Origin of the sequence: Nonomuraea diastatica (assembly GCF_004349015.1) — a bacterium.
In the GTDB taxonomy this organism is placed as follows: domain Bacteria; phylum Actinomycetota; class Actinomycetes; order Streptosporangiales; family Streptosporangiaceae; genus Nonomuraea; species Nonomuraea diastatica.
In genome coordinates, this window is record NZ_SMKP01000052.1 from 16,077 (window position 1) to 35,253 (window position 19,177).

At 70.8% G+C, this 19,177-nt stretch carries 19 protein-coding genes; 9 read left to right on the plus strand and 10 right to left on the minus strand.

Translation table 11 applies throughout. The annotated features are described in order from the left end of the window. Window positions 1-31: 31 nt before the first annotated feature. Window positions 32-772 (minus strand): class I SAM-dependent methyltransferase, encoded by a 741-nt coding sequence (locus E1294_RS19550; RefSeq protein ID WP_132510085.1) that lies wholly within the window; start codon window positions 770-772, stop codon window positions 32-34. A 234-nt stretch (window positions 773-1,006) separates the two neighbouring features. Between E1294_RS19550 and E1294_RS19555 the strand changes: the two genes are divergently transcribed. The 7 genes from E1294_RS19555 (at window position 1,007) to E1294_RS19585 (ending at window position 7,455) form a co-directional block, all read left to right on the plus strand. Continuing rightward, entirely contained in the window at window positions 1,007-1,612 is a 606-nt protein-coding gene (locus E1294_RS19555; RefSeq protein WP_132510087.1) for a sigma-70 family RNA polymerase sigma factor, read from the plus strand. Beyond that, window positions 1,609-1,875: a mycothiol system anti-sigma-R factor gene (gene rsrA / locus E1294_RS19560; protein WP_132510089.1), complete on the plus strand. Its 267-nt coding sequence runs from the start codon at window positions 1,609-1,611 to the stop codon at window positions 1,873-1,875. The genes E1294_RS19555 and rsrA overlap by 4 nt, the downstream gene beginning before the upstream one ends. A 10-nt stretch (window positions 1,876-1,885) precedes the next feature. Then, window positions 1,886-2,827 carry an NAD-dependent epimerase/dehydratase family protein gene (locus E1294_RS19565; RefSeq protein ID WP_132510091.1) on the plus strand — a complete coding sequence of 314 codons (942 nt, stop codon included), beginning with the start codon at window positions 1,886-1,888 and terminating at the stop codon, window positions 2,825-2,827. A gap of 224 nt (window positions 2,828-3,051) precedes the next feature. After that, a complete protein-coding gene (locus tag E1294_RS19570) occupies window positions 3,052-4,407 on the plus strand; it encodes an HD-GYP domain-containing protein (protein ID WP_132510093.1) in 1,356 nt (451 codons plus the stop codon). Further along, complete coding sequence (locus E1294_RS19575) at window positions 4,404-5,699, plus strand: HD-GYP domain-containing protein (RefSeq protein WP_132510095.1); 1,296 nt, start codon at window positions 4,404-4,406, stop codon at window positions 5,697-5,699. The genes E1294_RS19570 and E1294_RS19575 overlap by 4 nt, the downstream gene beginning before the upstream one ends. Window positions 5,700-5,834: 135 nt before the next feature. After that, window positions 5,835-7,199: an acetyl-CoA carboxylase biotin carboxylase subunit gene (locus E1294_RS19580; RefSeq protein WP_246083119.1), complete on the plus strand. Its 1,365-nt coding sequence runs from the start codon at window positions 5,835-5,837 to the stop codon at window positions 7,197-7,199. Between the two features lie 40 nt (window positions 7,200-7,239). After that, window positions 7,240-7,455 (plus strand): biotin/lipoyl-binding carrier protein, encoded by a 216-nt coding sequence (locus E1294_RS19585; protein ID WP_132510099.1) that lies wholly within the window; start codon window positions 7,240-7,242, stop codon window positions 7,453-7,455. 6 nt (window positions 7,456-7,461) lie between these two features. On the opposite strand, the gene E1294_RS19590 is transcribed toward E1294_RS19585, so the two are convergent. Continuing rightward, on the minus strand, window positions 7,462-7,851 hold the full coding sequence (locus tag E1294_RS19590; protein ID WP_132510101.1) for a thioesterase family protein: 390 nt from the start codon (window positions 7,849-7,851) through the stop codon (window positions 7,462-7,464). 273 nt (window positions 7,852-8,124) lie between these two features. Here E1294_RS19590 and E1294_RS19595 point away from each other — a divergent pair, with 273 nt between their 5' ends. Then, on the plus strand, window positions 8,125-9,651 hold the full coding sequence (locus E1294_RS19595; RefSeq protein WP_246083120.1) for a serine/threonine protein kinase: 1,527 nt from the start codon (window positions 8,125-8,127) through the stop codon (window positions 9,649-9,651). Window positions 9,652-9,654: 3 nt separating this feature from the next. Here E1294_RS19595 and E1294_RS19600 read toward each other — a convergent pair whose 3' ends face one another. The 6 genes from E1294_RS19600 to E1294_RS19625 all read right to left on the minus strand — a co-directional run bounded on the left by E1294_RS19600 (window position 9,655) and on the right by E1294_RS19625 (window position 15,622). Next, window positions 9,655-11,301 carry an acetolactate synthase gene (locus E1294_RS19600; protein ID WP_132510105.1) on the minus strand — a complete coding sequence of 549 codons (1,647 nt, stop codon included), beginning with the start codon at window positions 11,299-11,301 and terminating at the stop codon, window positions 9,655-9,657. A gap of 63 nt (window positions 11,302-11,364) precedes the next feature. Further along, entirely contained in the window at window positions 11,365-12,141 is a 777-nt protein-coding gene (locus E1294_RS19605; RefSeq protein ID WP_132510107.1) for a DUF4097 family beta strand repeat-containing protein, read from the minus strand. Continuing rightward, window positions 12,138-12,794, minus strand: a complete 657-nt coding sequence (locus E1294_RS19610; protein WP_132510109.1) for a response regulator transcription factor — start codon at window positions 12,792-12,794, stop codon at window positions 12,138-12,140. Before E1294_RS19610 ends, E1294_RS19605 begins: the two co-directional genes overlap by 4 nt. Continuing rightward, window positions 12,785-13,945, minus strand: a complete 1,161-nt coding sequence (locus E1294_RS19615) for a sensor histidine kinase (protein ID WP_132510111.1) — start codon at window positions 13,943-13,945, stop codon at window positions 12,785-12,787. Before E1294_RS19615 ends, E1294_RS19610 begins: the two co-directional genes overlap by 10 nt. Window positions 13,946-14,037: 92 nt before the next feature. After that, on the minus strand, window positions 14,038-14,751 hold the full coding sequence (gene bioD, locus E1294_RS19620) for a dethiobiotin synthase (protein WP_132510113.1): 714 nt from the start codon (window positions 14,749-14,751) through the stop codon (window positions 14,038-14,040). Window positions 14,752-14,902: 151 nt separating this feature from the next. Beyond that, window positions 14,903-15,622, minus strand: coding sequence for a GntR family transcriptional regulator (locus tag E1294_RS19625; protein ID WP_132331367.1), 720 nt, complete (start codon window positions 15,620-15,622; stop codon window positions 14,903-14,905). A 517-nt stretch (window positions 15,623-16,139) separates the two neighbouring features. Here E1294_RS19625 and E1294_RS19630 point away from each other — a divergent pair. Further along, entirely contained in the window at window positions 16,140-17,609 is a 1,470-nt protein-coding gene (locus tag E1294_RS19630; protein WP_132510115.1) for a PAS domain-containing sensor histidine kinase, read from the plus strand. Window positions 17,610-17,684: 75 nt separating this feature from the next. Here E1294_RS19630 and E1294_RS19635 read toward each other — a convergent pair whose 3' ends face one another. Continuing rightward, complete coding sequence (locus E1294_RS19635; RefSeq protein ID WP_132331363.1) at window positions 17,685-17,939, minus strand: WhiB family transcriptional regulator; 255 nt, start codon at window positions 17,937-17,939, stop codon at window positions 17,685-17,687. A 273-nt stretch (window positions 17,940-18,212) separates the two neighbouring features. Then, complete coding sequence (locus tag E1294_RS19640; RefSeq protein WP_132510117.1) at window positions 18,213-19,172, minus strand: diacylglycerol/lipid kinase family protein; 960 nt, start codon at window positions 19,170-19,172, stop codon at window positions 18,213-18,215. Window positions 19,173-19,177 lie beyond the last annotated feature (5 nt).

Sequence of the window (19,177 nt, forward strand, 5' to 3'; positions counted from 1 at the left end):
GGTCGATCGTCAGCGCCTGCCAGCAGGGCGTTCAGCGTTTGCGGGCGCTGGCCACCAGGTGGATGCCGACGGTGTCGTCGTCGTCGGGATGGGCATCGAGCTCCGTGCGCACCAGGTAGGACAGGGCGCGCGCGTCGGACGAGAGCACGTGGTCGACCGTGGACGGCGACAACACCGTGCGCGGCCGCATCCACTCCACCTCCAACCCGGTGCCCGCCAGCAGCTCGCGCAGCTGCCCGCTGCTGAAGCAGCGCGTGATGCTGCCGTCGGGCCACGGCACGAGCATGACCTCGCCGGTCTGGCGCAGGTGTTGCCACTGGCCCTGCTCGGCCAGGATCGCCATGCCGAGCACGAGCGAGTCGACGCACACCAGCGCCCGGCCGCCGGGGCGCAACACCCTGGCCACGTCGCTCATCGCCGACTCGGCCATCAGCTCGACCGACATCGCGCGCTCTTCGGCGAGGACGGCGTCCACGCTCTCGTCGGGCAGGAACGACAGATCGTCGGCGCGTACGTGCCGGACGCGGTCGGCATCGCGCAACCGGGACTGCGCGTCGACGGTCCGGCGGAAGTCGAGAACCTCGATCACCCGGTGCCCCGCCCTGGAGGCCTGGCCGGACCACCGCCCGCGGCCGCCGGACAGGTCGAGGATCACGGAGGGCTGGCTGGGAAGCCATCTGGTCAGTTGCTCGGCGGCGACGGCGCGGTAGAAGGTCCAGTACGGCCCGAGCGTCCCTGAGCCGTTCAGTTCCTCGGCCGGAATGGGCAGCACACGCGACTCCTGGGTTACGGAAAAAGGGCTACCAGCCGGTACGTTATGACGTTCCCCGCACCGGGTCCTTCGTACCTTCTATCTTGCGGGAACAGACGAGGGCGCGGGTGTGTTGCGACGAGCATGCTCACATTGCTCAGCCCCCAACCCGCCGACCAGGAGGTCACGGGCCAGCGGGTATCCTCCCCTGAGTACGGTGTTCCGCCACGGTCGGCCACCGGTGATCTTAGGGGGGTGGGTCCGGTGCCCGCGACAGGCGCGGAGACGCTGGAGCAGCGAAGCGAGCGATTCGAGCGCGACGTCATGCCGTATCTCGAGCAGCTCTACTCCGCCGCGCTCCGGATGACCCGAAATCCCGCGGACGCGGAGGACCTGCTGCAGGAGACCTTCGCCAAGGCGTTCGCATCGTTCCACCAGTTCCAGCAGGGCACCAACCTCAAGGCGTGGCTCTACCGGATCCTGACCAACACCTTCATCAACAGCTACCGCAAGAAGCAGCGCGAGCCGAAGCAGTCGGGCGCCGAGGAGATCGAGGACTGGCAGCTCGCGCGGGCTGAGTCCCACACCTCGAGCGGGCTGAAGTCGGCCGAGGTCGAGGCGCTCGAGCACCTGCCCGACGGCGACATCAAGCAGGCTCTGGCGGCCCTGCCCGAGGAGTTCAGGATCGCCGTCTACCTGGCCGATGTCGAGGGCTTCCCCTACAAGGAGATCGCCGACATCATGGGCACTCCGATCGGCACCGTGATGTCGAGGCTGCACAGGGGACGCAGGCAGTTGCGGGGCCTCCTTGAGGACTATGCTCGCGAGCGTGGCCTGGTCCCGGCGGAGGGATCGAAATGAGCTGTGGCAACCCGCATGACACCGACTGTCGTGAGGTGCTCGACAAGGTCTACGCCTACCTCGACGGCGAGCTGACCGAAAGCGACGTCGCCGGCATCCGCGTGCATCTCGACGAGTGCAGCCCGTGCCTGCAGGAATATGATCTGGACAAAGCGGTCAAGGCGCTTGTGCACAAACACTGCGGCTGCGACCCGGTCCCGGCCGACCTGCGTTCCAAGGTCCTGGCCCGCATCGCGCAAGTGAGGTCGGAGCTGGCCGACTAGGATCGACCGCATGCGCGCGTTGGTCACCGGGGGTGCCGGGTTCATCGGTTCGAATCTCGTCGATCGCCTGCTGGCCGACGGACACGAGGTCGACGTGGTCGACGACCTGTCCTCAGGGCGCCGGGGCAACCTGGCGCAGGCGACCGGGAGCGACCGCTTCCGGCTGCACGAGATCGACGTACGCGACCCCGCGCTGATCGGGCTGGTCGCCGACCTGCAACCCGAGGTCATCTGCCACCTCGCCGCGCAGATCAGCGTGCGCAAGAGCGTCGCCGACCCGGTGCACGACGCGGGCGTCAACGTCGCCGGCACGGCGTCCGTGCTGGCCGCGGCCCACGAGGGGCGCACCCGCAAGGTGGTGTTCGCCTCGTCGGTGGCGGTCTACGGCAGGCCGTCGACGATCCCGGTGCCCGGTGACGCGCCGACCGACCCGCGTTCCCCTTACGCCGCGTCCAAGCTGAGCGGCGAGACCTACCTCGCCACGTTCCGGGCCCTCTACGGTCTCGAATACACCACGCTGGTGCTCTCCAACGTCTACGGCCCGCGCCAGTCGCCCGAGGGCGAGGCCGGCGTGGTCGCCATCTTCACCGACGCGCTGCTGTCGGGCACGCCCACGGTCCTCTACGGCGACGGCACCCAGACCCGCGACTACATCTACGTCGACGACGTGGTCGACGGCTTCGTCAGGGCGTGCGGGGCGGAAGGCAACGGCCGCAGGTTCAACCTCGGCACCGGCATCCAGACCAGCGACCGCCGGCTGCACTCGCTCATCGCCGACGCGGCGGGCGCCCAGGACAAGCCGGGGTTCGCGCAGCCGCGCGTGGGCGACCTGCCGGCGATGGCGGTCGACCCGGTGCCGGCCCACGACGGGCTCGGCTGGCAGCCGCGCACCGACCTGTCGACCGGCGTGAAGAAGACCGTGGAGTGGTCCGCCGCACATCGCGTCTCGTAGTTGCTTGATTACGCTTTGCTTGCTATTTCACACTCGAGCGGTGCGACAACGTCCTCTTCTGTAGCGTGAAACTCCACAAGTCGACCGTGGAGGCATGCGTATGTTGAAGGCTATGGTCGCCCGGCTGTTCATGGCCGCCGTGCTGGCCGCTCCGATGGTCATGGTGTTCGGTGGAGCGATCCCACCCGGGGTCTCCTGGACCTGACCGCCGTAGGGGGGCCGCAATGCGTGATCTGCCGTGGCCCGCAAGGGCCTATCTGGTCGCTGTGATCGGGGTGGCGGCCGCTCTCATCGTTCGCGGCGTCGTGGTCTCCGGTGCCCCCGTGGCTCCGGAGAACCTCGACATCCTGCTCGTGCTCGCGCTGCTGTTCCTGGTGTGCGAGTCGATGCCGACGCTGCTCAACGTGGAGCAGTTCGCTGTCTCGGTGAGCTTCTCGGCCTCGCTGGCCGCCGTGGTGCTGCTCGGTCCCGAGGGGGCGGCGCTGGTGGGGCTGACCGCGATCGTGAGCGTGCGGCCGGGGCTGCCGTTGATCAAACGCCTGTTCAACGGCGCCCAGTTCGCCATCTGCGGCTTCGCGGCCGGGTGGGTCTACGTCGCGCTCGACGGGCAGGTCGGCGTGCCCCAGGTCAACGCGTTCGACGACCTGATCGGCCCCTACGTCGCGGCCACGGCGGTCTTCGTGCCGCTCAACATCGTCCTCACCCTCACCGTGATCGCGCTGGCCACGGGGTCGCGGGCCACCGAGGTGCCGATGCGCGGCATGGTCCAGTTCCTGCTGTCCTATCTGGGCTACGGCACGTTCGGGCTGCTGGTGGCGGGGCTGTGGGCCACCGTGGCGTCGATCTCGGCGGTGCTGGTGCTGGTGCCGCTCTTCGTGGCGCGGTGGGCGTTCGGCCAATATCACGCGCAGCAGCGCTCCTACGACGCCACCATCGCCGCGCTCTGCCAGGCGGTGGAGACGAAAGATTATTACACGCGCGGCCACTGCACGCGGGTCTCGCACGCCTCCTCCATGATCGCTCATGAGATCGGCATGGGGGTCGAGCGGGTGCGGGCGATCCGCTACGCCGGCATGCTCCACGACGTGGGCAAGCTCGGCGTGCCGACCAAGGTGCTGCAGAAGGACGGGCCGCTCACGGAGGAGGAGTTCGCCGCGATCCAGCTGCACCCGATGCGCGGGCTGGAGATCGTGCGCGGCATCGGGTTCCTCGACGAGGCCTACGCCGGCATCATGCACCACCACGAGCGCCACGACGGCACCGGCTACCCGATGGGGCTGGCAGGTGAGGAGATCCCCGAGTTCGCGAAGGTCATCGCGGTGGCCGACGCGTTCGACTCGATGACCTCCGACCGTTCCTACCGCGGCGCCAGGCCGGTGCCGGTGGCCGTGGAGGAGCTGCGCAAGTGCGCCGGCACCCATTTCGACCCGGTCATGGTCGCGGCCTTCATCAGGGCGCTCGAGCGCGAGCCGTGGCAGCCGCCGCGCCGCGTCGACCCGCCGCCTCCCGAGGCCGCCGAGTCCCCCATCAAGGACCACGACGACCCGACCATGCCCATCGAGGTCGTGACCGGTCAATGATCACCACAGCGCGTCCCCGGAGGCGGGCCGAGCGGTCCGTGGGCACGGTCCTGCGCCGGCTCGACTCGGGGCAGCTCCTGCTCATCTGCGCGGCCGGGCTGGTCGCGGTGGCGGGGGTCGGCTACACCGCCGCCGCCGGGCTCGAACGCCCGGAGATCGCGGTCGGGTTCGGCGCGCTGATCGCGGTCGGCGAGCTGGCCAGGCTCACCATGCCGGGCAACAGGGAGGTCGCGCCCATCGGGGCCGCCGCGGCGCTCGGCTACACGTTGCTGCTCGACCTCAGCCAGAATCCGCTGCGCCACCCCGCGCTCCAGGTGGTCGCCGTGATCGCGGTCGGCATGACCGCGGGAGCGCTGCCGCACCTGGCCGTCGGCCGCCCGCCGCGGCTCGACGCGATGGCCAGGCGGCTGCTCATCGGCGCGTTGCCGGCGTTCGCGTTCCGGCCGCTGGCCGACCCGCTCTACGAGCTCACCAAGCCGCCGACCAGCACGTGGTGGCCGGCGCTCGCGGCGATGGCCACGCTCATCACGATCACCTTGCTGATCGACGTGCTGATCGCGGCGCTGCTCAGGGCGGAGCAGGTGCGCACCGCGTTCCGGGTGGCGGTGCGCGACGAGATCAACATGGCGTTCCCGCTGGGCGCCGCCGTGGGCTCGTCGGGCGTGCTGCTCGCGCTGGCCACGCACAGCATGGACCTGGTGGCGCTGCTGGTGTTCGCCGCCCCGCTGCTGGTCACCCAGGTCGCCTTCAGAAAATACGCCGGCATCCGCGCCACCTACCTGCAGACCGTGCGCGCCCTGTCCCGGGTGACGGAGGTCGGCGGCTACGTCGAGCCCGGGCACTCGCGCCGGGTGAGCCGGCTGGCCGTGGCCATCGGCAGAGAGCTGGGCATGGCCGAGCCCGAGCTGCTGGAGCTGGAATACGCGGCGCTGATGCACGACATCGGCCAGTTGTCCCTGCGCGACCCGATCCCCGGCGGCGCCACCGTGCTCACCGAGCCCGAGCAGGCCCGCCGCATCGCCGAGCTGGGCGCCGAGGTGATCCGGCAGACGGGCGTGCTCGACCGCGTGGCCGAGGTGGTCAGGCGGCAGTGCGACCCGATCACCGAGGACCCGCCGCTGTCGAGCCGCATCATCAAGGTCGCCAACGCCTACGACGACCTGGTGGGGCCCTCGACCGACCGCGACCGCGCCGGAGCGGCGCTGGAGCGCGTCCGGCAGTCACCGGGCGGCTCCTACGACCCCCACGCGATCGAGGCGCTCGGGCGTGTGATCGACCGTGGCCGCGTCTAACGTTGTTGCCGCCCGGCACGCCTTCCACCGGCCCGTGGAGCGCTCCTCATTGTGGGGTTCCTACAGATCGTGCTCGCCGCTTCGGTGGTTTCGGGGGAAAGGGGTCAAGCCGGTGGCGGTCATAAGGTGGTCGGCGTGCTTACTGAGACGCTCGGACCCGTTCTGGTCGCCAACCGAGGAGAGATCGCGCGGCGGATCATCCGCACGGTCAAACGGATGGGCCTGCGTGCCGTCGCCGTGCACTCGGAGGCCGACGCCGACCTGCCGTTCGTCCGCGAGGCCGACGAGGCGGTGCTGATCGGCCCGGGCAACCCCGCGCAGAGCTATCTCGACGCCGGCAAGGTGCTGGAGGCGGCGCGCGCGACGGGCGCGCGGTCCGTGCACCCGGGCTACGGGTTCCTCGCGGAGAACGTCGCGTTCGCCAGGGCCGTGATCGAGGCGGGGATGGTGTGGATCGGGCCCGCGCCCGAGGCCATCGACAGGATGGGCGACAAGATCAACGCCAGGAATGTCATGGAGGCCGCGGGCGTCCCGGTCGCCGCGGGCACCCGCGAGCCGGTCACCGACCTGTCGCTGGCGCTGCGGGCCGCAGAGTCGATCGGCTACCCGGTCATGGTCAAGACCGCGGCCGGCGGCGGTGGCATCGGCATGAGCGTGGCCTACGACGACGAGGGCCTGGGCAAGGCGTACGACCAGGCGGCCAGGGCGGCGGCGAGGTTCGCCGGGAGCGCGGGTGACGCGCTCGACGGGCCCGCCGTGCTGCTCGAGCGCTACATCGAGCGGGCCCGCCACGTCGAGGTGCAGATCCTCGGCCTGCCCGGCGGCCGGGTCGTGGCGCTGGGCGAGCGCGACTGCTCGGTGCAGCGCCGCCACCAGAAGGTGGTCGAGGAGTCGCCGTCCCCCGGCATCACGCCGGAGCTGCGCGAGCGCATGCTCGCCGCCGCCGTACGGGCCGGCGAGGCCGTCGGCTATGCCGGCGCGGGCACCGTCGAGTGCCTGGTCGACGCCGACCGGCAGGACTTCGTGTTCCTGGAGATGAACACGAGGCTGCAGGTGGAGCACCCGGTCACCGAGCTGGTCACCGGCGTCGACCTGGTCGAGCTGCAGCTGCGCGTCGCGGCGGGCGAGAGCCCCGAGGTCCCGGCCGAGCCGGCCGGCCACGCGATGGAGTTCCGCGTCTACGCGGAGGACCCGAAGCGGTTCTTCCCCGGCCCCGGCACGATCACGGCGTGGGAGGAGCCGGTCGCCGACGGCGTGCGGGTGGACTCCGGCTATGAGGTGGGCAACACGGTCACCCCGTTCTACGATCCGCTGATGGCCAAGCTCTGCGTCCGCGGCGAGAGCCGCGCCGACGCGCTGGAGAAGGGCCGCAAGGCGGTGGCGGCGTTCACTGTAGAGGGACCCAAGAACAATCTGCCATTCTGTGCGGAGCTGCTGGAGAACGCGGAGTTCGTCGCCGGCGACTACGACACCGGTCTGGTCGCGCGCATGCGCGCCTAGGTCGCGAACATCATCGGATCATGGAAAGAGGGGAGTCGCGGTGGCTGAGGTACGCGCCGAGATGGTGGCCAACGTGTGGAAGGTCGTCGTCCGCGAGGGCGACACCGTCTCCGAGGGTGACACGCTCGTCATCCTCGAGTCGATGAAGATGGAGATCCCGGTGCTCGCCGAGGACGACGGCACGGTGGCCCAGCTCAAGGTGGGCGAGGGTGACGTGATCCAGGAAGGTGACCTGATCGCCGTCATCGACGACTAGCGGCCCTCAGGTCGTGCGGCGCTCGCTCGCGGCCAGGAATCGGGCGCGGTCGACGAGGACACGCTCGATCGTGCCCTTGCCCACGACGGAGTGCTCGTCGTGGGCCTCGAAGGCGAAGGTCAGGCGACGGCCGTCGACCCGGGTCAGCTCGACGCCGATCTGCACGCGCGTGCCGAGCGGGCTGGCGGCCACGTGCTCCAGCTCGACCCGGGTGCCGACGGACGTCTGGCCCGGCGCGAGGTGCCGCTCGACGGCGCGCACGGTCGCCGCCTCGGCCAGCGCGAGCAGCCGGGGCGTGGCCAGCACGGGCACGTCTCCGCTGCCCACGCTCTTGGCGGTGTCGTCCATCTCGACCACGATGAGCGACTGGGCGCGAAGGCCAGGAACGAGCGTCATGGGATCAGCCTAGCGATCCGGCCGTTGAGTTCCGCGAAACGCGGACAAGGCCCGTCGCGAGGCCGCAGGATAGAGTTTGTACGGCTTGAGGCATTTGAGTGGCATGTGGGACAGGTGAGTCGTACACTCTCTGACTTCCGTGACCACTGTGTTACCTTACCGCGATAAAAGTTCGCTTTGTTGGAGACTCGCGGGGTGGGAGAGGTCACTGAGGTAGGGGGTAACGGGGGCGTCATGGTGGCACAAGGGACGACGCTGGCGGGGCGGTATCGCTTGGATACCCGCATCGGCGCCGGCGGCATGGGCGAGGTGTGGCGGGGCGAGGATATCGTCCTGGCCCGCACCGTCGCCGTCAAGGTGCTGCTGCCAGGCCGTATGGAGGATCCCGGGTTCGTCGCTCGCTTCCAGGGGGAGGCGCGGGCGATGGCCACGATCAACCACAGCGGTGTGGTCGACGTCTACGACTACGGCGTCAGCGGCGACACCGTCTACCTGGTGATGAAGTTCGTCGACGGCGAGCCGCTCGACCGCTTACTTTCCAGGCTGGGCCGGATCGCGCCGCAGCAGGCCATGGAGCTGATCGCGCAGGCCGCCTCGGCGTTGCAGGCCGTGCACGACCAGGGCATCGTGCACCGCGACGTCAAGCCGGGCAACCTCCTCGTGCAGCGCGACGGCACGCTGGTGCTGACCGACTTCGGCATCGCCAGATCCGATCTGGCCAACCGGCTGACCGACGCCGGCATGGTGCTAGGCACGGCCGCCTACTGCGCCCCCGAGCAGGCCGAGGGCGCGCCTGTCACGCCCGCGGTCGACATCTACGCGCTCGGCGTGGTCGCGTACGAGTGCCTGATGGGGCAGCGTCCGTTCGACGGCGACAGCGCGGTCACGATCGCGCTCAAGCACATCCGCGAGGCCCCGCCGCCGCTGCCCGCCGAGATCCCCCCGGCGGTGGGCACGCTGGTCGAGGTCGCGTTGTCGAAAGACCCGGCCAGGCGCTACCCGTCGGCCAAGGCCATGAGCGAGGCGGCCCGCGCGGCCGCCAGCGGGCAGCCCTCGCCCGTGCCCGAGCCGGTTCAGGCGCCCCCCACCGGGACGGGCGCGGCTGCTCCGCCGGTGGAGGCGTACCAGACCGGTGCGCACCAGCAGGCGTCCCAGGACACGAACGTGTCCGAACGTCGCGGGGGCAGCCGGCGGGCGGCGAAGGCGCCGCGCAGGACCGGCCTGATCACGGGCATCGCGGTCGCGGTGGTGCTCGGCGCGGGCGCCGGCGCGGTCGCCCTGACGGGCATGACCCCCGGCGAGCCGCAGGTCACCAAGACCGCCGTTCCTGAGGGCAACACATCGCCGCTCGACCCGTCTCCCATCAAAACCACCAGGCCGCCCAGGCCCGATCCGACGACCTCGGAGCCCAAGCCGACCATCACCCGACCGCGGCCCGGCAGGACGACGGAGACGAGCGAGCCGACCAGGACTCCCAGCAGCACGTCGACGCCCACCAAGACACCCACCAGCACGCCGTCGGGATCGCCCACGCCCACCGCCGACAAGAAGCGCGTGCCCAAGGTGGTCGGGATGAGGTTCCTGGACGCGCAGGAAATGATCCTGGCGATGGGCTTCGAGGTGGGCCTCGACGACCAGACCACCACCACCGCCGGCCTGCGCTGCGGCACCGTCAAGGCCACGATGCCCAAGGGCGGCACCATGGCGGACGAAGGCGACAAGGTCACGCTGGTCGTCGTCGACAGCCCCTGCACGAGCGGCAGCCCGAGCCCCACCCCGTCGGCCACCCCGAAGCAGTAGCGATCACACCCCCGTCGTGTTGCGGGGGTAGGCGATCTGCGGGTCGGTGGCGATGTTCACCATGTAGGGGATGCCCGAGTCGAACGCCCTGCGCAGCGCGGGCCCGATCTCCGACGGCTTGGTGACGAGTTCACCGCCGCCGCCGAGCGCGGTCACGACCTGGTCGTAGCGGCACTGGGGCTGCAGCTCGGCCGCCACGTCGTAGCCGTACAACATCTGCATGGGGTGCTTCTCCAGGCCCCAGATGCCGTTGTTGCCGCAGACCATGACGACCGGCAGCCGGTGGCGTACGAGGGTGTCGACGTCCATCAGGGAGAACCCGGCGGCGCCGTCGCCGAGCAGCAGCACGACCTGTGAGGACGGCCTGGCCAGGCGGGCGGCGATGGAGTAGCCGAGGCCGGTGCCGAGGCAGCCGTACGGGCCCGGGTCGAGCCAGTTGCCCGGTTGCCGGGGCTCGACGTACTTGCCCGCGTAGGAGACGAAGTCGCCGCCGTCGCCGATGACCACGGCGTCGTCGGCCAGGATCTTGCCCAGCTCGCCGTAGATGCGCATGGGGTGGATCGGGTCGGAGCCGGAGGCCAGCAACTCGGCGTCGCCGGCGATGGCCGCGGCGGCCGTGTCGGACAACTTCGTCACCCAGGGGGCGTAGCGGCCGGGCTTGACGCCCGCGTCGCCACAGGCGGCGCCGAGGCTCCAGAACACCACCGACAGGTCGCCGGCGGCGGACGCGGCCGGCTGCATGTGCGTGGCCAGCTGGGACGGCGCGTCGGCGATGTGGACCACGCGGGCCAGCGGCGCGCCGTCCTTGCCGCCGAACCAGCCGTAGCCCAGGCGGAAGTCGAGCGGGGTGCCGACCACGATCACCAGGTCGGCCTGGGAGAAGGCGAGCCCGCGCGCCCGGGTGACGAGCAGCTCGTGCCCGGATGGCAAGATGCCGCGGCCCTGGCCGTTGGGGATGACCGGCAGCCGCCACGTCTCGGCGAAGTCGCGGGCGGCCTCCTCGGCGCGCTCCATCCACACGTCGGACCCGTACACCAGCACGGGCCGCTCGGCCTCGGCCAGCAGCCGGGCGACGTTCGCCAGGTCGCCGGGGTCGGGCTCCAGCGGCGAGGGCGTCTGCGTCTGCACGTCGTGCACCGGCGACGGCGAGAACAGGTGGTCCATGTAGAAGTCGAGGAACACCGGGCCGCGATGGGAGGCGACCGCCGTGCGGAAGGCCATCTCGACCTCGTGGCCGACCGACTCGGCGGCGCTCGCGGTGAACGACAGCTTGGTGATCGGGTCGAGCAGCGGCGGGTGGTCCATCTCCTGCAGCGCGCCGCTGCCCCAGCGCGACTGGGGCGCCCGGCCGCCCATGACGACCACGGGAGAGCCGTTGAAGTGGGCGGTCGCGACGCCGCTGACGCCGTTGGTAATGCCGGGGCCGGCGGTCAGCACGGCCAGCCCGGGCTTCCTGGTCAGCCGGGCCGTCGCTTCGGCGGCGAAGACCGCGCTCTGCTCGTGGCGTACGTCGAGGATGCGCATCTCCTCGTGCACGGCGCCGTCGTAGAGCGGAAAGACGTGCCCTCCCGACAGGGTGAACATGGTCTCGACGCCATAGGCCTTGGACACGGCGACGGCGGCGTCACCGGCGTGCTTCGCAGACTCCATGCCGGGAACTTACCAATCAGTCACAGGAGTAAACAGACCTTAAGGCCCGTACACAGATGATCTTCAGCGGCAGCACAGGGTGACGTTGCCGTCCGGCGCCCTCGCGGTGATCTTCCGCGGCGAGCTGGGGTCCTTGCTGATGTCCAGGGTGGTGTTGCGTCCGACCACCGAAACGTCGTAGGAGCCGCCGCGTACGTGCACGCCCACGTCACCGGACGTCCTGACGACGGCTCTCACGGCCGTCGGCGGGTTGACGAAGCTGAGGTGCACGTTGCCCGCCCCGACCTCCACATCCGTCTTCTCCGCATCGAGCCCGTCGGCGTTGATGTTGCCCGTGCCGACCCTGGCCCACAAGGAGCCGGCGAGGTCGTCGACGCGCACGTCGCCGGAGACGGAATTCACGCGTACGTTGCCGAACACGTCGCCGATGCTGAGCCCGCCACGGGTCGTGTCGGCCTCGATGTCGGTCTCGGGCGGCACGAAGAGGAGATATTCGGCCATGCAGCGGGGCCCTTCCGGCTGGTCGGCCTCGGGGCAGACCGCGTCAAGCCGCAGGGTGCTCGTACGCGCGTCCCAATCCTCCGTGACGGTGGGCCGGTCCCGCGTCCACCGCACCGACCTGCGGATGAACACCTCGCCGGCTCTGCCCGGCAGGATGGACACGTGCACGTCACCCTGGGAAGCGCTGACCTTGATCTTGTGCGCCTTGAACGGGATGGTCCGTTGCCTGGTTTCCTCGGGCATCCTGGTCCTGGCGAAGCCATGCCATAGCGCCGTCGTGGACACCAGCAGCGCCACCGCGGTCGTCAGCGCGCCCACGATGAGCCAGGCCGCTCTCATGGCAGGCTCCTGATCCTGAGGAACCGCAGCACGGCGAGCACACGCCGGTGGTCGCCCTCGGCGGGCGACAGGTCGAGCTTGGCGAAGATGTTGCCGATGTGCTTGCCGACCGCCCCTTCGCTGAGCACCAGCGCCTGGCCGATGCCCGCGTTCGACCGGCCTTCCGCCATCAGCTGGAGCACCTCGTGCTCGCGCGGCGTCAGGCGTTCCAGCGGGTCGCTGTTGCCGCGCAGCAGCAGCTGGGCGACCACCTCGGGGTCGAGGGCGGTGCCGCCGGAGGCCACTCTGCGCAGCGCGTCGATGAACTCGGCCACGTCGGCCACCCGGTCTTTGAGCAGGTAGCCGACGCCGCCGGTCGCGGCCGAGGCCAGCAGCTGGGCGGCGTAGCGCTCCTCGACGTACTGGGAGAGCACGAGGACCGCGAGGCCCGGCTGCTGGCGGCGCAGCAGGAGCGCGGCCCGCAGGCCCTCGTCGGTGTGCGTGGGTGGCATCCTGACGTCGGTGATGACCAGCTCGGGCCGGTGTTCCTCGGCCGCCCGCAGCAGCCCCTCGGCTTCGTCAACGGCCGCTACCACCTCCATTCCGGAGGCGTCCAGGAGCCGGATCAGGCCCTCTCGCAGCAGCACGGAGTCCTCGGCCAGCACTACTCGCACGGCAGTTCCACCTCGATCGTCGTCGGGCCGCCCAGCGGGCTGGACAGCCGGAGAGACCCGTCGACCGCGTCGATCCGCTGGGCCAGGCCGCGCAGCCCGGTGCCGCCGTCCAGCGTGGCGCCGCCGCAGCCGTCGTCGTACACCTCCACGTGGAGGCGGTCGCGCTCGCGCCGCACGCCTATCTCAGCCTTGGTGGCCGAGGCGTGTTTGGCGATGTTGGTCAGTGCTTCGGACACGATGAAGAACGCCACCGCCTCGATGGTCGGACTGGTACGCCGCTCGATGTCGACCCGGAGCCTGACCGGGACGGGCGCGCGGGCGGCGACGCCGGACAGCGCCGCGTCCAGGCCCTGGTCGTTGAGCACGGCCGGGTGCAGGCCCCTGACGAAGTCGCGCAGCTCCTTGAGCGCCTGCTTGGCCTCCTCGTGGGCCTGCTCGATCGCCTCGCGCGCCGGCTCGGGCAGGTCGGTCAGGGTGGCCCTGGCCAGGCCGAGGTTCATGGCGAGCGAGACGAGCCGCTGCTGCGCGCCGTCGTGCAGGTCACGCTCGATCCTACGGCGCTCGGCGTCGGCCGCGTCGATCACACCGGCCCGGCTCTCGGTCAGCGTCTCGATCCGCTGCCCCAGCTCCGAGCGGCTGGGCCCGAGGAGCGTGCGTGCCACCAGCAGGTCGAGCGCCGCCATGCCGCGCGCCAGGAAGGGAGCGAGCATGAGCAGCACGAACCCCACCCCCATGAAGGTCCCCACCACCCGGCCGTCGCGCAGGTTGTAATCGAACACCATGGGCGGGGGCTCCAGCCGCGGCGGCAGGAACGACAGCAGCCCCATGAACGCTCCGCCCCACACCGTGGCCACCAGGAACGCCGCGGCGGCGCCCACGAACGGCGACAGCAGGTGGTAGGCGATCTGCCGCCACGCCGCCGGGCTCCGCCATCCCGCCAGTGGCGGTGTGGGCGGGATGCGCACCCCCTGGAACGCCGCTAACCGGGAGCACTGCACCCGGGTGAACCACGGCAGGGCCCGCCACAGCAGGCGAGGGACCACGGCCAGCAGGACCGTCAGCCCGCCGAGCAGCACGGCGACCGGCAGGCCGGTCATGACGTGAGCCGTGTCGAGCCAGGCCCGTGCCGACCACGGACGGGGGACTGTCATGCCTCAACGGTATTGACCGGCGGGGGAGCCGCGAAATAGCCCTGGTGTGCTGGTGGATGGTGGGGCTAGCCCCACCATCGGGCGAGCCCGGGTCAGCGGACCTGCCGCCGGAAGGCCGCGGGGTCGAACGTGCCGCCCAGCGTGGCGCCCAGCCCTTTGCGCGCCACCTCGGCGAACGCCTGTCTGTCCAGGTCGCCCGCGCCGTCGGGCAGCGCCCCGGCCAGCGGCCGCGCGGCCAGCATCTCAAGGTCGGCCACGCCGCTGCGCGCGGCCGTCCCCGGCCGCCGCGGCCACCGGCCGATGACCAGACCGGCCAGGTCGAGCCCGCGATGGGCCAGCGCCTCCAGGGTGAGCGCGGTGTGGTTGACCGCGGCACCCCCGGCCCCGGCCACGACGAGCACCTGAGCGTTCAGGGCGCGCGCGAGGTCGGCGACGGTGGCGCCGTCCTCGTCGAAGCGCTCCAGCAGCCCTCCAGTGCCCTCCACGACCACCAGCCGGTTGCTCTCACCCAGCTCCCGCACCAGCGTGGCGGCCTCGGCCAGCGACACGGGCGGCATGCCCGCGGCCCTGGCCGCGGCGGCGGGGGAGAGCGGGTCGGCGAACCGGCGCAGCTCGAAGGTGGTGGTCACCCCCGACAGCCGGATCACGTGGTCGACGTCGCCCGGCGCGCCGGGCGCCACCCCTGTCTGGGCGGGCTTGACCACGGCGGTCGCCGCCCCGCGCGCCAGCGACAACACGGCCACGGCCGCCGTCACCACGGTCTTGCCCACCCCGGCTCCGGTGCCGGTGACGACGAGAATGCTCATGGACGTCAGCCTAGAAGTCAGCGAAGAACACGGCCCGCGGCGCGCTCGTCACGGCGAGTGCCCCGTGAGCCTTCACGACCGGCGCTCGACGGAGCCGAGCCGGCGTCGGCGGGTCCGGGCACGGTGGCCTGCCGTAACGCATGAGGTTTCGTCACGGACGGCGCAGGCGCGTGACGAACTTGTACCGGTCGCCGCGATAGAGCGACTGGGCCCACTCGACGGGGTTGCCGTCGGCGTCGAAGGCGTGGCGCGTGAGCAGCAACATCGGCAGGCCGACGTCGACGCCCAGGGCCTTGGCGTCGTACGGGGTGGCCAGCACGGTCTCGATGATCTCCTCGGCGTCGGTGAGCCGCACGTTGTAGGCGTTGTGCAGGGTCTCGTACAGCGACGCGTGCACCTCCAGCTCGCGCCGCAGCCGGGGGAAGCGGCGGGCGGACAGGTGGGTCGTGTCGATGGAGACCGGCTCGCCGTTGGCCAGCCTGAGGCGGTGGATGCGCAGCACGCGCCCGCCGGGGTTGATGGCCAGGCGCCGGGCCAGCGCCTCGTCCGCGGTGATGTAGCCGATCTCCAGGATCTTGGTGTCCGGCTCCAGGCCGGCGGTGCGCAGGTCGCCGATGTAGGAGGTGAGCTGGAGGACCTGGGCCACCTTCGGCTGGGCCACGAACGTGCCCTTGCCCTGGATGCGCAGCAGCCTGCCCTCCACCACCAGCTCGGTCAGCGCCTGCCGGACCGTGGTGCGGGAGGTCTCGAAGCGTACGGCGAGCGTGCGCTCGGGCGGCAGCGCGGTGCCGGGCGCGAGGCTCTTGGTGAGCTCGAGCAGGCTCCGTTTCACGTCGTAGTACTTCGGAACGCGGGGGCTGTCGTCAGTCACGCTCTCACCTTCACTTCTGCCACGGCGGTGAGGGCGTGTCTGGTCACCGCGAGATCATCGGAACTCACTTCGGCCCGAGCGGTCAACCGCGGGCCGGAGCCGCCGACCGGCGCCGAGCGCGTACGACAGCTGGCACGCACGGATCCGGGCTGCTCAGGTTGATGGTGAAGGATATCCACAGCGATGTGCGCGATCGCAACCGAGGCCGGTCCGCGAGCCGTGTCGCGGAGGAACCACCCGCCCGTGCGGATCACCTCCGGCTGGTCGCGCGCAGCCCTTTGCCTGGAGCTGAGCGGTATCGGCTGTGTGATGCTTCTCACCATATGAGATTTCACGAAAGGGTCATCAGGGCGCACGATGCCGCATCTGTCGGCACTGTACGAGGATGATGGCGTTCGCCCGCACTCGTACGGAGTCGTGACCGCATATCGGCTATGCGGCCAAACGCCCACCTCAGCGGGCCCGGCGCCGGGTGGCCGGTTTGGCTGTTGCGGGGGAAAGCACGCATGATGCACTCGTGCCGACACTGAGCGACCTCGTAGCCCGCCACACCGCGCTGGACGAGGCGGATCTCGACTGGCTGCACTCGCTGGTCTCCGACTGGCAGTTGCTGGCCGACCTGTCCTTCGCCGACCTCATCCTGTGGGCGCCGCTGCTGGGGGAGAACGGCTGGATCGCGATCGCCCAGATGCGGCCGACGACCGGCCCGACCGTCTACCACGACGACATCGTCGGCACCGTGGCGGCCAAGGGCGAGCGCCACCTCATCGACACCGCGTGGAACGAACGCCGTATCTGCCGCGAGGGCGATCCCGACTGGTCCACCGGCGTGCCCGTCAGGGAGGAGACGATCCCCGTACGGCGCGCCGTCGTGGGCGGCGAGGCCCGCTTCCTCGCGGTGATCCAGCGCTCCACCAACCTCTCCTCGGCCCGCACGCCCTCCCGGCTGGAGCTGACCTACCTCCAGAGCGCCTCCGACCTGGCGCAGATGGTGGCGGAGGGCCGGTTCCCGTTCTCCGGCGACGAGCCGATCCTGGTCCGCTCGCCGCGCGTGGGCGACGGCCTGCTCCGGCTCGACCGGGCGGGGCGCGTCACGTACGCCTCGCCCAACGCCCTGTCCGCCTACCGGCGGCTGGGCCTGCACGCCGACCTGGTGGGGGCGGAGCTGGGGCGGGTCACCGCGCAGCTGTGCTATTCCGACGAGCCCATCAACGAAGACCTCATGATCGTGGCCAGCGGGCGGGCGGCGAAGGAGACCGAGGTCGAGTCCGGCGGCACGATCGTGCAGCTCAGAGCCATCCCGCTGATCGTCGGCGGCGGCCGCATCGGTGCGCTGGTGCTCATCAGGGACGTCACGGAGCTGCGCCGCCGCGAGCGCGAGCTGATGACCAAGGACGCCACGATCCGCGAGATCCACCACCGGGTGAAGAACAACCTGCAGACCGTTGCGGCCCTGCTCCGGCTGCAGGCCAGGCGGCTGCAGGTGCCGGAGGGCAGGGAGGCGCTCGAGGAGGCGGTGCGCAGGGTCGGGTCGATCGCGATCGTGCACGAGACGCTCTCTCATGCGCCGGAGGAGTTCGTCGACTTCGACGAGATCGCCGACCGGGTGATCGCGATGGCGGGTGAGGTGTCGTCGGCGGAGGTGGCCGTGACGCCGCGGCGCGTCGGAGGCTTCGGCGTGCTGCCGTCGCTCATCGCCACGCCGCTGGCCATGGCCCTGACCGAGCTGTTGCAGAACGCGTTGCAGCATGGGAGGCCCAAGCGGCTGGAGGTGGTGGTCGAGCCGGGGCACGACCGGCTCAACCTCACGGTCTGGGACGACGGGGGCGGGCTGCCCAGCGGCTTCGACCTCGAGAGCTCCACCAGCCTGGGGCTGCAGATCGTGCGCACGCTCGTGGTGGGGGAGCTGTCGGGCCGGCTGTCGATCCAGCCACGGCTGGAAGGCGGCACGGAGGTGGTGATGTCGATCCCGCTCCCGCCGGCCTGACCCGGGCGAATCCGTGCCCGAGCCGCCGGCGGGCACATCCTGTGCGGACGCACCGGAGCAGGGGGTGAGATCGGGTCAGGCGGAGAGCCGGGCGCGGGCGCGGGCGGAGCGGCGCTTGAGGGCGCGGCGCTCGTCCTCGCTCAGTCCGCCCCAGACACCGGCGTCCTGTCCGGACTCCAGCGCCCACTTCAGGCAGGCCTCGACGGCCGAGCAGGACCGGCAGACCTGCTTGGCCTCCTCGATCTGGAGGAGGGCGGGGCCGGTGTTGCCGATCGGGAAGAACAGCTCGGGGTCCACGTCACGGCAGGCAGCTCGGTGGCGCCAGTCCATGCGTCACTCCTTAGTAGATGGAGCCTCTAGGTCGGCTCCGTGCGGCTACTACTTTGTGAAGAGTTTCACTAACTCGCGCGAACGATCACCCGGATCCTGTGAGGACCGGGGTCGCTCGCTTGACGCCCGGAGGACCTCGGGGTTGCGAAAGGTCCTACGTTCCGACGTCAGTGTTGAGCCTTTCAGTCACTTTGAGTGCACGCAAGAGGGTTGACGCGAAGTTTTGGCTGTTATGGATGTCGGATGCGTCACACAATGACCGAATGTAACCATCTAGACCAGAACCTGTAATGCGTTCGGCGTGGACCGGAACGTCACGCTTTCGCGTTCGCCCAGGTAGTCGCCGTCCAGCTCGAAGGCCACCGGGCGGCCGGCGGTGAGCGTGAACTCGGGCTCGTCGTGCAGCTGGACGAGGTGCCGGCCCGACGGAAGGACGTCACTGCCCGTGAGTATCTGCCGGATCACCGGCGCGAGCGTGGCCGGACTCATGCGCCGCAGCCCGAGCAGATCGAGCCCGGTCTCGAAGGAGGCCCACGGGGTGGGCGTCACGGGCCGCGTGCCGACGTACGTCCACGGCGAGGTGTTGGAGATGATCGCCATGAACACCCCCTCGGCGGTGGGGATCCCGGGGCCGGTCAGCGTCATCGCCGGATGCCGCTTGTCCGTGGCCAGATAGTGCCGCAGAGCCGTGTTCACATACCGTGTGGGGGTGGCCTTCCTGCCGGCGCCTCTCAGGCCCTCCACGGCCCTCACAACCTCCGCGTCATATCCCATGCCCGAGCAGAAGGTGAAGTAGCGGCTCTGCCCCTCCCAGAGGGCCTGCCCCAGCCCCACGGTCCTGCGCCGCCCCTCCCTGAGCGCCTCCAGCACCGCGCCCGTCGACTCGACCGGATCGTTCGGCAGGCCCAGGGCACGGGCGAAGACGTTCGCGCTGCCGCCGGGAATGACGATCAGGCCGGGGCGGCCCGCGCTCGGGTCGTCCCGCGCGGGCTCGCCGTCCACCGGGTTCAGCAGGCCGTTGACGGTCTCGTTGATCGTGCCGTCGCCTCCGAGCACAGCCACCAGGTCGTATCCCTTGGCCCGTGCCGTGGACGCCAGCGAAGCCGCGTGGCCGCGGTAGCGGGTCTCCTCGACGGCGAGGTCGACGGCCGCGCCGAGCGCGCGGATCAGCACGTCACGCGTGCGAGCGTTGGTGGTGGTGGCCTTGGGGTTGACCAGCAGCATGGCGCGCATATCGC